Below are 15668 nucleotides of genomic sequence, written 5' to 3' on the forward strand. Positions count from 1 at the left end.
TTAACGAAAGTATACTCAGTATGTTGCCGGTGTGGAAAAATATAGCCCTAAAAAGCGGCTTAGGCAGCCGCTATGTTTGATTGTATGGTACCAACCAGATCGCTAATATCAAATGGTTTGGCAATAAAGGCATTAGGCGCGCCCTTTCTGTTTTGTGCTATACTATCAGCCATATTATGGCTTGCCGATATCAATACTACGGGTATATTGCTGGTTTCGGGACGATTTTTAACCTCCTCGCAAAGTATGCGGCCATCCATATCGCCCAGCATAATATCAAGCAAAATCAGGTCGGGGTTCATCTCTCTAATTTTATCAAACAGGTGGTGCCCGCTTGTTAGTGTTTCAACCTCATAGCCACAATCTTCAAGTATCAGCTCAATAACTTCTAATATATCTCTGTTGTCATCAACAGCCAGTATCCGTGTCATATATAATATCCCTGCAACCTTATTCTCTTGCTTTTCCTTAAGTAGCAGTTAACAAATTTTATACCAACTATTATTGCGTAATATTATAAGTATCAAAGTGTATAATAATACACACGCTTTTAATTTTTTTCGGGATAAACATAGTGCGAACGCTGGCAACGCGCGCAGAAATACTTTTTAAAAGGCTTAAATATTGATAATATCCGCTCAAAAAAGTTACGATGTAGTTGGAAATGAAATATATGGCCGCAGTTTTTACAGCGGTATTCCTTTTTTGCTGAGTATGATTCGTCCAATTTAATCAGATTTAGTACATGCTAATGTCCTAAATCTGGTGGGAAAAATCATAAAATAAGCTTCCCGTATTAATATACAATTAATATAGGTATTAAAAGTTTAAAGCTATTATCTTTTAGTTAATCCAGATGTAGCTTTTTTTGCTGCACTTGTAGCACAGGTATCTTTTTAAGGGTAAAAAGAACAGGAAATTTTTTACAAAAAATCCGCGGTGCACGCGGTCGCCCGATAATTCATTATGGCAATGTGGACATATATGTGCTTTTTTTAGATCTGCCTGACCAATTGCCTGATCATTGATTTGCTTTTCCATATTAAATACAATTTTAGGGGTAGTAGATGTATTAATTCGGGGGTATCCAAATATACAACTTTGTAATTGTTTTAATATTAAGAATGTATTAGCAAGTTATTTATTATCAAATATTCAAAAGAATTGCGAATTTGATAATTTAAATACTTTATATAGTAAATATTCTCAAAAGGAGTAATGGATTTGATCGCTCAAATAACATTATTGCAAGGCCCGAAAGACCTAATCAGAAAGAAGTGTAGTTTATTGGATAAGATTGTTCACCTTATCAACTAATTCGCCCAAATCAAAAGGCTTATTGATAACGGCATCGCAGCCATAAGCATTCAATTCGCCATTGCTGTTTATGTAGGCCGAGAAGATGATAACCGGAATATCGTTATAGTCAGGATGAGCCTTGATCTGCTTGCAAATTTCGCCGCCGTTCATGCCCGAAACGCGGTAATCCAGTATTACCAGGTGAGGTTTAAAATCCTGAATAAGCGGAAGTACTTCTTCGCCCTCTGCGGTGCTTTTTACCTCAAATTGCTCGTACGACAGGGTTTCCTGAACAATCTCAAGGATGTCCTCGTTATCGTCTAATACTAAAATGCGTTTCAAATTATTTCTTTTTTCTGCTGATTCCGAAAAGGTTAAACGAACATTCAGGAGCGGGATAACTTTTGTATAAAATATGCAGCGGCTGTAATTCTTATTCGGTTTTTAATGCTGCAAAAGTAGTAAAATATCTTTAACCAATGTTCAATGTACTATATACGCTACAAAATGAGTTTCAGATTATAAATATACACTTATTATTAAATTATGCGGGTTGTGCCGTTTTTTTGGTCACTCCAATTTCATATCATTAATAAATCAATCGAGCTACGGCTTAAAAAACTAAATTTGTGGTCGCAAATACATGATCTCTTTGAACAGGACACTCATAATAGGAACCCGCGGAAGCGAACTCGCGCTATGGCAAGCCAACTTTGTTAAGGATAGTTTGGCGGCAATAAACATCAATGCCGAATTAAAGATCATCAAAACCCAGGGCGACCGTATCCTGAACTTAAGTTTTGATAAACTGGAAGGCAAAGGCTTTTTTACCAAGGAGTTGGAAGAAGAACTGCTTGCAGGCACTATTGACCTTGCCGTGCACTCGCACAAGGATCTGCCTACCGAGAACCCTCCGGGGCTGATCATAGCGGCGGTATCTGAACGTGAAGACCCTGCCGAACTGCTTTTAATATTAAAGGATTGTGTTGATGTGCGCCAAAAGCTGTCGGTTAAGTACGGCGCTATTGTAGGTACATCATCAAACAGGCGTAAGGCACAGTTACTGGCCGTTCGTCCCGATCTGGAAATTGAGGATCTGCGTGGCAACGTACCAACCCGCATAGGTAAACTGCGCGATGAGGATTACGATGCCATTATGTTGGCCAAAGCCGGTGTTGCCCGTTTGGGTTTGGACCTAAGCGAGTTTCATGTTGAAGAATTAACGCCTACCGAATTTATACCGGCCCCAGCCCAGGGTGTGCTGGCCATACAAATACGCGAAAACGACCCGGAGCTATACAACGCACTGCAAGCCCTGCACCACACCCATGTTGCTGACGAACTTGCGGTAGAGCGTAAGGTGCTTAAGCTATTTGGCGGTGGTTGCCATTTGCCGTTGGGTTGCTATTGCCGTAAGGATGAGGATAAATTCCAGGTGTTTACCTCAAAGGCCGATACCGGCGAGGGTTTCCCTGACCGTTTATTCATTGAGGCTGATACTACCGAAGGCCTGGCCGAAAAGGTGGTAGCCAAGTTTGATAAGGAAAGAAAGTATCCGGCCAAAGTGTTCATCTCGCGCGAGGTGAGCGAGAACAGCTACTTCCGCAAGGCATTGTCAAAAAATAGTATTGAGGTTGAGGCGCGTTCGCTGATACGTACCGTAGCGGTGATCACCAAGCTCGACCCCTTTATACTGCGTAATACCGACTGGGTGTTTTTTACCAGCAAGAACGCGGTTGAATATTTCTTTAAGCTCGATCCGCAACTGCCTAAAAAGGTGAAGTTCGGGGTAATGGGTTCAGGCTCTGAGGATGCGTTGCGTCGTCATGGTCACTTTGCCGAGTTTACCGGCGAGGGTAATGATACTGCCGATGTTGCTGCCGAGTTTGCCAAGCTGGCCAATGGCACAACCGTAACTTTCCCCGGCGCGGCAAGCCCAATGCGGAGCATACATCAGGGACTATCAGCCGATACGAAAATTATCGATCTGCCGGTTTACGAAACCGTGCTGGAAGAAGATGTTGAAGCCAGCTCGGCAGATGTGGTGATATTTACCAGCCCATCAAACGTGGATGCCTATTTTGCCGATAACCTGCTCGATCCGCACCAAAAGGTGATCGCCATCGGCAAATCAACCGGAAAGAAATTTGAGGAAATGGGTGTACGCTACACGCTACCCTTCTCGCCCGACGAGATAGGCCTGGCCGAAGCGGTGTTTGGAATTTAGTCCATGGTCCATAGTCGATAGACCATAGATATTTAATAAAACAACAAAACCATGGACCATCGACTATCGTCCATGGACTGAGCTATATGTTACAACGACCAAGAAGAAACAGGAAAAGCGAGGCTATACGCCAGATGATACAGGAAACGCATGTGAGCGCGGCTAACCTTATTTTTCCGTTGTTTATTGTAGAGGGTGAGAATCAGAAAACAGAGGTGGCTTCGATGCCGGGCATTTACAGGTACTCAATTGATAACCTGTTGCGCGAGGTAGAGAGCTGCATGAAACTGGGATTGACCTCTTTTGATCTGTTCCCTAATATTGATGAGGCGCTGAAAGATAAATACGCTACCGAAAGCCACCGTGAGGGTAGTTTGTACCTGCGTGCCATCAGCGAGGTAAAAAAGGAGTTCCCTGAATCTTGCGTAATTACCGATGTAGCTATGGACCCATACAGCAGCGATGGCCACGATGGTATTGTTGAGAACGGTGAGATACTGAACGATGAAACGCTTGAGGTATTAGGCAAAATGGCCCTGGCGCATGCCCAAAGCGGTGCCGACATTATTGCCCCGTCGGATATGATGGATGGCAGGGTAGGGTACATACGCCGGGTGTTGGATGATAACGGTTTTAAGCACGTGAGCATCATGTCGTACTCGGCAAAATATGCCAGCGCGTTTTATGGTCCGTTTAGGGATGCCCTGAACTCAGCACCAAAGTTTGGCGACAAAAAAGGCTACCAGATGAACCCGGCCAATCAGCGCGAAGCATTGATCGAAGCCCGTTTAGACGAAGCCGAGGGTGCCGACTTCCTGATGGTTAAACCGGCATTGCCATATCTTGACGTGATCAAGTTATTAAAAGATAGTACCGAGTTGCCCATAGCGGCCTATAACGTAAGCGGCGAGTACGCCATGATCAAAGCCGCCATACAAAACGGCTGGCTAAACGAGCAGCGCGCCATTACCGAGGTACTCATGAGCATCCGCCGCGCCGGTGCCACAGCCATATTAACCTACCACGCTAAAGAGGTGTTGGAGAATAAGTGGCTTTAATTTTTTGATGTGCAGATGTGCGGATATGCAGATGGCTTCGACAAGCTTAGCATGACAGGAATAATAAAGCCGTCATTGCGAGGTACGAAGCAATCTCTTTAGACCCACCCAACCCTCCCAAAGGGAGGGCTAAAGAAAGGAAAGTCCTCCCCCTTGGGGGAGGATTTAGGAGGGGTTCACGAAGACGAAAAGTAAACTAAAAAACAAAAAGCTTTAAGCCTTATGCTTTCAGCTTTCAGCAAATAAAAACAATGTTCGATTCAATTAAAAAGATGTTTTCAGATGACGAGGGTAAGCCGGTAAGTACTACAGCTAAGCCGGATATAAGCAGGGAAAAATCTGCCGAATTGTATGAGAAAGCCAAAACCTACTTTCCGGGTGGAGTTAACTCGCCGGTAAGGGCGTTTAAATCAGTATATGGTACACCGCTTTTTATACAAAAAGGCGATGGCTGCCATGTGTGGGATGCCGATGGTAACCAATTTATTGATTTTTGCTGCTCATGGGGACCACTTATTTTGGGCCACAACAACACCAAGGTGCGCGAAAAGGTGGTTGAAACTATCCAGAACGGCATGTCGTTCGGTGCGCCAACGGCTTTGGAGAATGAACTGGCCGAACTCATCTTGAAAAATAATAAATACATTGAAAAGATACGTTTTGTAAGCTCGGGTACCGAGGCGGTAATGTCGGCCATCAGGCTGGCAAGGGGTTATACCAAGCGCGATAAGATATTGAAGTTTGAGGGTTGCTACCACGGCCATTCAGATTCATTGCTGGTTAAGGCAGGTTCGGGCCTGGTAACCTTTGGTGAAACATCATCAGCAGGTGTACCCAAATCATTCGCTGATGAAACCATTGTGGTATCATTAAATGATAAGGAAGCGCTGCAAAAAGCCTTTGAAGAATTTAAGGATCAGATAGCCGCTGTTATCATCGAGCCTATCCCGGCCAACAACGGTTTGCTGCTGCAACATAAAGAACACCTGCAATTTTTACGAGAGATATGTACCGCCAATGGCACCATGCTGATATTTGATGAGGTGATATCAGGCTTCCGTGTTGGCTTTGAGGGTGCTGCCGGTTACTACCAAATTCAGCCGGATATTATTACCTACGGTAAAATCATCGGTGGTGGTATGCCTGTAGGCGCTTACGGCGCATCGGCACAAATAATGGATCATATATCGCCGGTGGGTAGTGTTTACCAGGCGGGTACATTATCGGGCAACCCGGTAGCTATGGGTGCCGGTATTGCGCAAATTACCGAGCTGCTGCGCATGGGCTTTTACCGCGACCTGAACAATAAGGCGCAGGAGTTTGCCGAAGCCATACAACGCTTTGCTACCGCGCGTAACTATAAACTAAAGGTATTCAGCATAGGGTCGATATTCTGGTTCGCTTTTACAGATAAGGATATTCGTACGGCCGAAGATATTGAGCCTGCAAGCATGGAGAAATTCAAAAAAATGCACCGCGAGTTATTGAACAGGGGCATTTATTTTGGTCCATCGGGTTATGAGGTTGGCTTTATTTCATCGGCTCATACAAAAACTGATCTTGAAAAGGCTAAACGTGCTATATTTGATAGCCTGGATGTAGTGTTCAGGTCTAATAATTAATAAATTAGCGGTACCAATATATAAACAAACGCATATATAAGATTTAGAGAAATGAAAAGGTCATTGGTTATATTTTACGCGATAATAACCTACGCGGTCGCCGAGCTGATCTGGTGGGGATATATGCTGGTTAAGCTACAGCCCGAGCGCAGTGGCATGATCATGGGCGAGGGATGTATGTTTGTGGGCGTGTTTTTTTTAGGCGCGTTCTACCTGCATAAATCCATGAACAGGGAGCGCAAGTTGCAGGAGCAAAAAAAGAACTTTTTGTTATCGGTAACGCACGAGCTTAAATCACCATTGGCATCCATCAAACTATTGCTGCAAACCATCCAAAAGCGCGATCTTACCAAAGCGCAGGTGCTTGATTTTATTGATAAATCGCTGAACGATATTGAGCGTTTGGATGATATGGTGGAGAACATGCTGCTGGCCTCGAAGATTGAGAACCGCTCATACACCTTCCCGAAGGCGAGCTTTAACCTATCGAACCTGGTTGATAATATTGTTAACCGCTTGCAGATCAGCAAATGCGATTGCAATCAGCAGATCATCAATGCCGAGATTGAACCTAAGATTGAAATAACCGGCGATAAATTCGCGCTTACATCAGTAGTTACCAACCTGATAGAGAACGCTGTAAAATACTCAAAGCCCTGCCAGTCTGTTGACGTGAGGCTTTATCGTAGCGAGGGCCAGATACTTTTTGAGGTGGCCGATAATGGTATAGGTATAGCCGATATTGAAAAGGCACGTATATTTGACAGGTTTTACCGCGTAGGCAGCGAGGAAACCCGCAACACAAAAGGTACAGGTTTGGGGTTATACATTGTTAAGCAAGTGCTTGATAAACACCAGGCCAGTATTAAGGTGAAAGACAACAACCCATCGGGTAGTATATTTGAAGTTACTTTTGCATAACCTAACATATAAAACATGCAACATAAAAAACGTATTTTATTAGCAGAGGACGAAGAACACCTGCTCGAAGCTATAAAACTTAACCTTGAGCTTGAGGGCTACAAGGTATCAACCGCTAAAAATGGTAAAAAAGCGCTGCAACTGTTTAAAGAGGAACGCTTTAACCTGATTATACTGGACGTAATGATGCCCGAGATTGATGGCTTTGTGGTTGCAGAAACCATCAGGCTGGAAAACAGTGAGGTGCCTATCATGTTCCTGACCGCTAAGAACACCAATGAGGATAAAATATCGGGCCTTAAAAAAGGCGCTGACGATTACCTTACCAAGCCTTTTAACCTGGAGGAATTGATACTGCGTGTTAACAACCTGGTAAAACGCAGCCTTAAGGGTGAGGACCTTAAAGAATTTAACAGCTACAAAATTGGCGACAAAACCATCCACTTCAACTCGTTCGAGCTGATTAATGAGGATGGATCGATCACCGCCCTTACCAAAAAGGAAACCATGCTGCTTAAGTTGCTGATAGAGCGCCGTAACGAGGCCGTATCGCGCGAGCAGATATTGGAAACCGTATGGAATTATGACGTATACCCGTCAACCCGTACCATTGATAACTTTATACTTACCTTCCGTAAGTATTTTGAGCCTGATCCAAAAAATCCGGTTTATTTCCACTCAATACGTGGGGTAGGTTATAAGTTTACTGAAGATCATCACTAATGTTCACTAACAAGGCGCGTATAATAGTAACGCTTTTGTTTTTGGCTTTGGCCGGTGTTTTTGCCTACTACCATACCTATCAGCTTAGTGCGCTTGCCGTAATGCTGGGTGGTTTGGTAATATGGGGATACTTTAAGGAGGGTACGGTAATTTTAGCTGCCAAACAATTTCATAATAAGGAGTTTGATAAGGCCGAAAAGCTGCTGCTGCAAATACGTAACCCCGACTATCTGGGTAAAAAAAGACGAGGCTTTTATGAGTTCATCTTCGGTAGTATATGCCTGCAAAAGCGGGATTACGAGGAAGCCGAAAAGCATTTTGAGATAGCCGCCCAATACCCGTTGCGTACGGTTAACGATCATGTAGCGGCATTAACGCATGTGGCCACCATAAGCTATCGCAACGGTAATTATGAAAAGGCCACCGCGTTTTTAGAGCTGGCCGAAAAACATCGTGACAACATCACCGCCAAAATGCGCGAGGTGCTGAACACACTAAAACAAGAGTTAAACAATAAAAAGAAATAGTACCTGCCATTATTAAGATGACAGGAAAAAAAGTCCTCTCCTTTGGAGAGGATTTAGGAGAGGTATGAAAGATTCGTTATTTATAAAGGCAGCTTTATCTGAAAAAACAGAACGCCCACCGGTGTGGATGATGCGCCAGGCTGGCCGTTTTATGAAAGAGTATTGGGACATCAAGAACAAATACTCGTTTTTAGAGATGTGCAAAACGCCCGAGATCGCCGCTGATGTTACTATGTTGCCGGTTGATCTGCTGGGTATTGATGCCGCTATTCTGTTCTCGGATATACTGGTTACCGGCGAAGCAATGGGTGGCGATTTGAGCTTTACCCAGGGTGTAGGCCCTAAGTTTGCCAACCCGGTACGTACCGCTGCTGATATTGACGCGCTGGAAACCGACGTTACCCACCGCCTGCAATACGTTGCTGATGCTATTAAAGTAATACAGCAACGTTTGGATGGTAAAATTCCGCTGATAGGTTTTGCCGGTGCGCCGTTCACCGTAATGAGCTATTTGGTAGAGGGCGGCTCGTCGAAAGATTTTAAGCTGACCAAGCTTTTACTACATAACGAACCTGAGCTGGCGCATCGCCTGCTTTCAAAAATAGCTACCGTAACTGCCGATTACCTTAACCTGCAAATCGCAGCCGGAGTAAATGCCGTGCAAATATTTGACAGCTGGGCGCTGGCATTATCATGGGATGATTATACCGAATTTTCGCACCGTTACATTACCGAGATCATCAGCAAACTTAACCGTAAGGATATCCCGGTGATATCGTTCTGCAAAGGCAGCTCGGTATTCGCGCCGCTGATGGCGGAGGCTAAACCTGATGTTATCTCTATCGACTGGAATGTTGACCTGAAAGATATAAAACAACGCCTGCCGCAAGGCATCGCTGTACAGGGCAACCTTGATCCGCATATTTTGTATGCCGATAAAAAGGTGATCAAAGAGCGTATTCACCGCCTGTTTGAGCGCATGCGTGGCGAGGACGGCTTTATATTCAACCTCGGCCACGGCATTATGCCCGATATTCCGTTTGATAACGTGAAATACGCTGTTGAGGTGATCAAGGAGTTTAGATATTAAAAGCTCGCCCCCTAACCCCCTGAAGGGGGAACCGATTTGCAGATGTGTGGATATGCAGATGATTGGGGACTGTAACCCTGAGCTTGTCGAAAGGCGGGCGAAGGGATTACAAAGCGACGAATGCTTCGACAAGCTCAGCATGACAGAGGGAACAAACCCACTCGTCATTGCGAGGTACGAAGCAATCTCTTTAGGACATGTCTTAAAGCAGACGTGCGAATAAAATAGGAGCGGGCGGCCATGTCACCCTGAGCCTGTCGAAAGGCGAGCGGGAGGCGCTAACAAAGCGACCAATGCTTCGACAAGCTCAGCATGACAAATTGGTTAATGAGCGACATTAAATAATAAATAAGGAAATTGAAAAAACTCCCCCTTTAGGGGGCCGGGGGTCACATGTACGATTACATAAAAGCCATACACATCATATTTGTGGTCTGCTGGATGGCGGGACTGTTTTACATTGTGCGCCTTTTTATTTACCATACCGAAGCGCAGCAAAAGCCCGAGCCAGATCGCCGTATACTGTCTGAACAATTCGAGATCATGGAGCGAAAGCTGTGGTATATCATAGCCGTGCCATCAATGGTGCTTACCCTGGCGGCGGGTATTACCATGCTTGTTATGGTACCGGCCTGGTTACATCAGGGTTGGATGCACATCAAACTCACCTTTGTTTTAGGGCTGATAGGCTATCACCACATCTGCCAAAGCAAGATCAAGCAGATGCGCAAAGGCATCTTCAAATGGACATCAACCCAACTACGCATCTGGAACGAACTGGCTACCATCTTCCTGTTCGCTATAGTGTTTTTGGTGGTGCTTAAAAATTCATTGAACTGGATATTCGGTGTAATAGGCATCATCGTTTTTTCGATGATCATCATGTCTGCCGTTAAGATCTATAAATACTTCCGCGAGAAAAGATAAAATCTATCTTTTTTTTCTTACCCCTTGCAACCATTTCACCCAAACATTCATCTTACCTTTAAATGATGTTTTTGGAGCCAACCTTTACAATTGATGATATGATACAGCGCTGCCAATCGGGCGACCGTAAGGCTTGCGAGATGCTGTATAAGCAGTTTGCTTCAAAAATGCTGGCTGTGTGCATGCGCTATGCGGTGGATAGGATGGAGGCCGAGGACATGTTGCAGAACGGCTTTATCAAGGTGTTTAAAAACCTGGCGAACTATCGTGGCGAGGGATCATTTGAGGGGTGGATACGCCGCATAATGGTGCACAGCTCTATTGAATATTACCGCAAGCATCATAAAATAATGCAGGTGGTTGATATTAGCGAACACGGGCACGAGCAATCGGTAAACCCGGCAGCGGTGGCTAATTTGGACGCTAAGGACTTAATGGGCATGATACAGCAGCTGGCACCCGGTTACCGCATGGTGTTCAACCTGTACGCTATCGAGGGTTACTCACATAAGGAGATAGCTGATATTGTGGGTATCACCGAGGGGGCATCAAAGTCGCAACTATCAAGGGCGCGGGCTATTTTAAAGGAATTAATTGCTAAAAGCGATGGAAAAAGATATGAAAATGCAGGATAACGAACTCGACGATCTGTTCAGGAACAAGCTGGATGGGCTGGAGGTTGAACCATCCGGCAACGTGTGGGGCAATATATTGGCCGGGCTTGACGAGGATAAAAAGAAGAAACCGCTTTGGGCTTACATCAGCGCCGCGGCATCGGTACTGGTAATTGCCACCGCCGGTTTGTTGCTGCTAAAACAACAAGAGGTTAAGCCGGATGATAATACTCAACGCATAAGCAAGGTACAACCTGCAAAAAGGGTGGCTGATAATAATGAAGTTGCCGAGCAGCCTGCCCTAACTCAAAACACCCAAAAGGAACAAGCCCCGGTAGCTGCACCGGCTGCAAGTAAGGATGCGGAGAAGGCTGATACTACACAAGTACAAGCGGCTCCGGCTAAAATAGCCAAAACCCGTGCTACCCCTTTAAAACCGATAGCGGGCATCAAATCTAAGCCAATACTGATAGCCGCCGTTGTTGATCAGCCGCGGGAGCAGATAAACCCTGTACTGCCCGATGCTGATGTAAAGCTTAACGAACAAACAATTTCGCAGGAGCCCCAACCATTTAAAACGCAGCCTGTTGTTATTGCTTCGGCAGGGTTGTCGCAGGTGGCTAAAACGGAGGTTCAGCAACCTGAGAAAAAGAAACGCAGAGGGTTTGGCGGTTTGCTTAACTCCATCGTATCAAAAATTGATAAACGTAAGGATAAGATAATTGAGTTTGAAGATAACGGCGACGGCCAAAGGCTAACCGGCATCAACCTCGGCATTATTAAAATAAGTACTGAAGAAGAAGAATAGATCAACCTTAAAAAATAACTACACAATATATATGAAACGCCTGATTTTTACCCTGATAACTGCCGGTTTTACCACAGCCCTGTTTGCGCAGGACAAAGCCGACAGCGTGATCACCACCACTACAACCATAACTACTACCACCACAGCTAACGGCACGGTTACTGATACCGTTGTGCGCAAAAAACGCAAGCTACGCTTTAGCTTTAATACCAATAATACCGATACCGTGTACAAGGAGAGTTCAAAACACCCGGGATGGACATTCCGCCCAACCTTTTCACGTGTTGATATTGGTTTTGCTACGCTGGTTGATAATGGCAGCTTTGCCCTATCGCCCGAGAATGAGTTTTTACGCTACCGCTCATGGAAAAGCAGTAACTTTGGTGTCGACCTGTTTGAGTTTGGATACCGTTTTAACAGCTCATTTAAGATATACGCTTCGGCAGGTTTCGACTGGACACGTTTCCGCCTGCGCGAAAATATTACTCCACTGCGTTTCCAGGATCAGCTGAGTTACAGTGTTGATGATGTTGATTACAGCAAAAATGTATTTTCATCAACCTACCTGCGCCTGCCGCTATCATTTTACTGGAGGAGCAAGAATGATAAGGCCGGTCACCGTTTCCATGTTGTAGCAGGCCCTATATTCGGTTTGCTGATCGATGGGCACGTACGCCAAAAAAGTGTTGAGAATGGCTCACAACATTACAGGGCTGGTTATAACCTGGCACAATTTAGGTACGGTGGCTTTTTACGCGTTGGCTACGGTGGCATAGGCGTGTTTGCCAAGTACTACGCTAACGATATGTTTGAGGATAGTCCGGCGCAAAAAGGCTTAAAGAATCTTTCGGTTGGTGCAACCATCGGTTTCTAACTAAAAATACTATTTTACCATATAAAGGCTGCCTGCGGGTGGCCTTTTGTTTTATGTATATTTGCCGGTAATGACTGATAATTCATTTTTGCAGGCGGCAAACGTAAGCATGCGTTACCCCGGTGTGCATGCCGCGGGTGTAAACAATGTAGACCTGCACGTACAGCCCAATGCCATTACGGCCATAGTAGGAGCCAGCGGCAGCGGCAAAACCACTTTGCTAAGATTACTTTATGGCTTAATGTCGCCCGATTCGGGGCTGATCACATTTAAGCGTGAGCGCATTTGGGGACCCGAGGAAAAGTTGATACCCGGGCACGACAGCATGAAGATGGTAACCCAGCATACCGACGACCTCAACCTGTTTGCCAAGGTAGCCGATAATGTTTCCATATTGCTACCCAGCACTAACCTGAAAGCCAAAAAGGAAAAAACGGAGAAGGTATTACAGCAACTCAATATGCTGCACCTGGCCGATAAGCGTATAGCCGACCTGAGCGGCGGCGAAAAGCAGCGTGTAGCCATAGCGCGTGCGCTGGTTACCCAACCCGAAGTGCTGTTTTTGGATGAGCCCTTTAACCAGGTTGATACATCATTCAGAGATGGTCTGCAGCGCGACATCAGGCAGGTGGTGAAGGAAACGGGCATTACGGTGGTGATGGTATCACATGACCCGGCCGAAGTACTCTCTATGGCTGATGTATTGGTGGTGATGAGGAACGGCGAGATCATTGAACAAGGTTCGCCGCAGCAATTATATCAGCATCCGGGTAGTTTGTATACGGCTAAGCTTTTGGGTAATTGCAATGTACTTACCTTGGCACAGGCTAAACTGCTCAATATATCGGCACAAAAGGAAACTGTAGTTATTTACCCTGACGAACTGACCGTTACCAGCAGTTGGAGTCACCGTGACTGGACGGTTACTGAGATACTATTCAAAGGTTTTTACGAGGAATTGTTATTAGAGCGCGATGGCGTGGTAATACATTCCTACAATCCCAAAAAAGGAAGCCACCACGTGGGCGAAAAACTCCATATAAAAGCAAACAGGTGGCTTGAATATTAAACCATCTGTTTGCTTTAAGTTATTTCTTTTCTATCACCCTTACCTTTAAAAAGCTTGGGCTTGCCTTTGAGGTGTATAGCTTGTGGGTAGCCTTTTTAAAGTCGCCATCCTTAGCCTTCATAATATCCTGAAACTGTTGCGTATTCCTGTCAATAAGCGGGAACCAGGTGCTTTGTACCTGCACCATAATGCGGTGCCCTTTTTTAAAGGTGTGCAGCACATCCTGCAACTCAAAATTTACCGGAGTTACTTCGCCGGGCTTAAATGGTTCGGGCTTTTCAAAGCTGTTGCGGAATTTGCCGCGCATGGCCTCGCCGCGTACCATTTGCTGGTAGCCCGACATGGTTACGCCCTTGCCGGTAAACTTATTGCTGCTTGCCGAATCGGGGTAAACGTCTATCACCTTTACTATCCAGTCGGCATCGGTACCTGTGGTTGATACTTTCAGGTTGGCCCATATATCGCCCGCCAGGGTAACATCATCGGTTAATACATCGGTTTGATAAACCAAAACGTCGGGGCGTTGGGCGGCAAAGCGCTGGTCGGCGGTCATGTATTCGCGGTCCATATCCAGGCTGATGTTGTTTACGAATGGTACCGGCTTGTTAGGGTCTGATACGAACTCGTCAAAACTCTCCCCGGCAGCAGGCTCCGTGAACGATAGCTTGCCGTTAGGTAAAAAGTACAGGTTTTGCTCGGCAGCCTCCTTTGGTGGCCAGGTGCTGTAGGTATTCCATTTATTAGCGCCGGTTTCAAAGGCGTTTATTTTAGACAGATCAAAATTGCCGGTACCTTTCAGGTAATGGCTAAAGAATTTGAACTCTATGCTCTCGCGATAGAACGGCCCTGTTTCTCCGCCAAAATCAACATCACCTAAATGATCGCCCGCGCCACGTGCCCAACCGCCATGCACCCACGGGCCGATAGCCCAGTAAACCGGTGTTTTAGGGTTGTTTTTGGCTAACACTTTATAGGTGTTTATGCCGCCGTACAGATCCTCGGCATCGTACCAACCGCCGGTAACCAGTACGGCTGTCTTGATATCGTGCAGGTGGGTGAGCACGTTTCTGTCCTGCCAGTGTTTATCGTAATTGGGGTGATCCATCATCTCGTTCCATAGGCGAATGGTATCCTTAAAGTACTTTACGTTGGTGTTGCGCATCGATCCCATTTCCAAAAAAAACTTATAGCCATCCTCGGTACCAAAATCAAAACGGCTGCCACGGCGCTGGGTAGGTTTATCATCCTGCCGGTTGGTAAAGCCCGGGTAAAAGCCAAAGTTGGCCACCAGCATAAACGCGCCGTTGTGAAAGGCATCATCACGGTACAGATCAGCAATGGGTGCCTGCGGCGATGCGGCCACCAACGCGGGGTGACGGCTCAGTAAGGCCGTGGTGGTGTAAAAGCCGGGGTAGGAGATACCCCAAACGCCCACTTTGCCATTGTTGCCCGCAACGTTTTTAAGCAGCCAGTCAATAGTGTCATACGTGTCGGTGCCCTCGTCAACGTCCTTTTTGCTTTTATGCTTTTCAAGCTCGGGCGTCATCTCCTCGTAAATGCCCTCGCTCATGTTACGGCCGCGCACATCCTGGTAAACAAATATATAGCCGTCCTTTAAAAATAATGGCGAGGGGCCGAGGCTGCCTTTGTACTTATCGGCACCATAAGGCGCTACGCTGTACGGCGTACGATCCATCATGAAAGGGTATTTCTTCGATTTATCCTTGGGTACATATACCGAGGTAAACAGCTTTACCCCATCGCGCATGGGGATCTGGTATTCAAATTTTTGGTAGTTGGCCTTTACGTATTCGGCATCGGGGTTATTGGGCTGAGCCTGTAAGCCCGTTACGCCAAAGGCCAAAAGCATCAGGCATAAAGCTATGGTGTAGCGTTTTTTCATGTATAA

General features: G+C 45.7%; 15 protein-coding genes. 12 read left to right on the forward strand and 3 right to left on the reverse strand.

The window, feature by feature from the left end; all coding sequences use genetic code 11:
• Positions 1 to 59 precede the first annotated feature (59 nt).
• Positions 60 to 431, reverse strand: a complete 372-nt coding sequence (locus IM792_RS06935) for a response regulator (RefSeq protein WP_194101107.1) — start codon at positions 429 to 431, stop codon at positions 60 to 62.
• 853 nt (positions 432 to 1284) lie between these two features.
• Entirely contained in the window at positions 1285 to 1641 is a 357-nt protein-coding gene (locus IM792_RS06940) for a response regulator (RefSeq protein WP_194101108.1), read from the reverse strand.
• Between the two features lie 310 nt (positions 1642 to 1951).
• Here IM792_RS06940 and hemC point away from each other — a divergent pair, with 310 nt between their 5' ends.
• The 12 genes from hemC to IM792_RS07000 all read left to right on the forward strand — a co-directional run bounded on the left by hemC (position 1952) and on the right by IM792_RS07000 (position 13759).
• On the forward strand, positions 1952 to 3526 hold the full coding sequence (gene hemC, locus IM792_RS06945) for a hydroxymethylbilane synthase (protein WP_228084971.1): 1575 nt from the start codon (positions 1952 to 1954) through the stop codon (positions 3524 to 3526).
• Positions 3527 to 3612: 86 nt separating this feature from the next.
• Positions 3613 to 4584 (forward strand): porphobilinogen synthase, encoded by a 972-nt coding sequence (gene hemB, locus IM792_RS06950; RefSeq protein WP_194101110.1) that lies wholly within the window; start codon positions 3613 to 3615, stop codon positions 4582 to 4584.
• A gap of 251 nt (positions 4585 to 4835) precedes the next feature.
• On the forward strand, positions 4836 to 6206 hold the full coding sequence (gene hemL, locus IM792_RS06955; RefSeq protein WP_194101111.1) for a glutamate-1-semialdehyde 2,1-aminomutase: 1371 nt from the start codon (positions 4836 to 4838) through the stop codon (positions 6204 to 6206).
• A 51-nt stretch (positions 6207 to 6257) separates the two neighbouring features.
• A complete protein-coding gene (locus IM792_RS06960; protein ID WP_194101112.1) occupies positions 6258 to 7127 on the forward strand; it encodes a HAMP domain-containing sensor histidine kinase in 870 nt (289 codons plus the stop codon).
• Between the two features lie 15 nt (positions 7128 to 7142).
• Positions 7143 to 7850: a response regulator transcription factor gene (locus IM792_RS06965; RefSeq protein ID WP_194101113.1), complete on the forward strand. Its 708-nt coding sequence runs from the start codon at positions 7143 to 7145 to the stop codon at positions 7848 to 7850.
• Positions 7850 to 8377, forward strand: a complete 528-nt coding sequence (locus tag IM792_RS06970; protein WP_194101114.1) for a tetratricopeptide repeat protein — start codon at positions 7850 to 7852, stop codon at positions 8375 to 8377. Before IM792_RS06965 ends, IM792_RS06970 begins: the two co-directional genes overlap by 1 nt.
• Positions 8378 to 8441: 64 nt before the next feature.
• Positions 8442 to 9467 (forward strand): uroporphyrinogen decarboxylase, encoded by a 1026-nt coding sequence (gene hemE, locus IM792_RS06975; protein WP_194101115.1) that lies wholly within the window; start codon positions 8442 to 8444, stop codon positions 9465 to 9467.
• A gap of 393 nt (positions 9468 to 9860) precedes the next feature.
• The gene (hemJ, locus tag IM792_RS06980) at positions 9861 to 10394 is read left to right on the forward strand and encodes a protoporphyrinogen oxidase HemJ (protein ID WP_194101116.1); all 534 of its coding nucleotides are present in this window, start codon (positions 9861 to 9863) and stop codon (positions 10392 to 10394) included.
• A 65-nt stretch (positions 10395 to 10459) separates the two neighbouring features.
• Positions 10460 to 11029 (forward strand): sigma-70 family RNA polymerase sigma factor, encoded by a 570-nt coding sequence (locus IM792_RS06985; protein WP_194101431.1) that lies wholly within the window; start codon positions 10460 to 10462, stop codon positions 11027 to 11029.
• Complete coding sequence (locus tag IM792_RS06990) at positions 11001 to 11816, forward strand: hypothetical protein (protein ID WP_194101117.1); 816 nt, start codon at positions 11001 to 11003, stop codon at positions 11814 to 11816. Before IM792_RS06985 ends, IM792_RS06990 begins: the two co-directional genes overlap by 29 nt.
• Positions 11817 to 11847: 31 nt before the next feature.
• Positions 11848 to 12690, forward strand: coding sequence for a PorT family protein (locus IM792_RS06995; protein ID WP_194101118.1), 843 nt, complete (start codon positions 11848 to 11850; stop codon positions 12688 to 12690).
• A gap of 70 nt (positions 12691 to 12760) precedes the next feature.
• Positions 12761 to 13759: an ABC transporter ATP-binding protein gene (locus tag IM792_RS07000; RefSeq protein WP_194101119.1), complete on the forward strand. Its 999-nt coding sequence runs from the start codon at positions 12761 to 12763 to the stop codon at positions 13757 to 13759.
• 19 nt (positions 13760 to 13778) lie between these two features.
• Here the strand turns inward: IM792_RS07000 and IM792_RS07005 are convergent, their stop codons facing one another.
• Positions 13779 to 15662, reverse strand: a complete 1884-nt coding sequence (locus IM792_RS07005; protein WP_194101120.1) for a CocE/NonD family hydrolase — start codon at positions 15660 to 15662, stop codon at positions 13779 to 13781.
• Positions 15663 to 15668: the final 6 nt, after the last annotated feature.

Source organism: Mucilaginibacter sp. JRF (assembly GCF_015223065.1).
Classification (GTDB): domain Bacteria; phylum Bacteroidota; class Bacteroidia; order Sphingobacteriales; family Sphingobacteriaceae; genus Mucilaginibacter.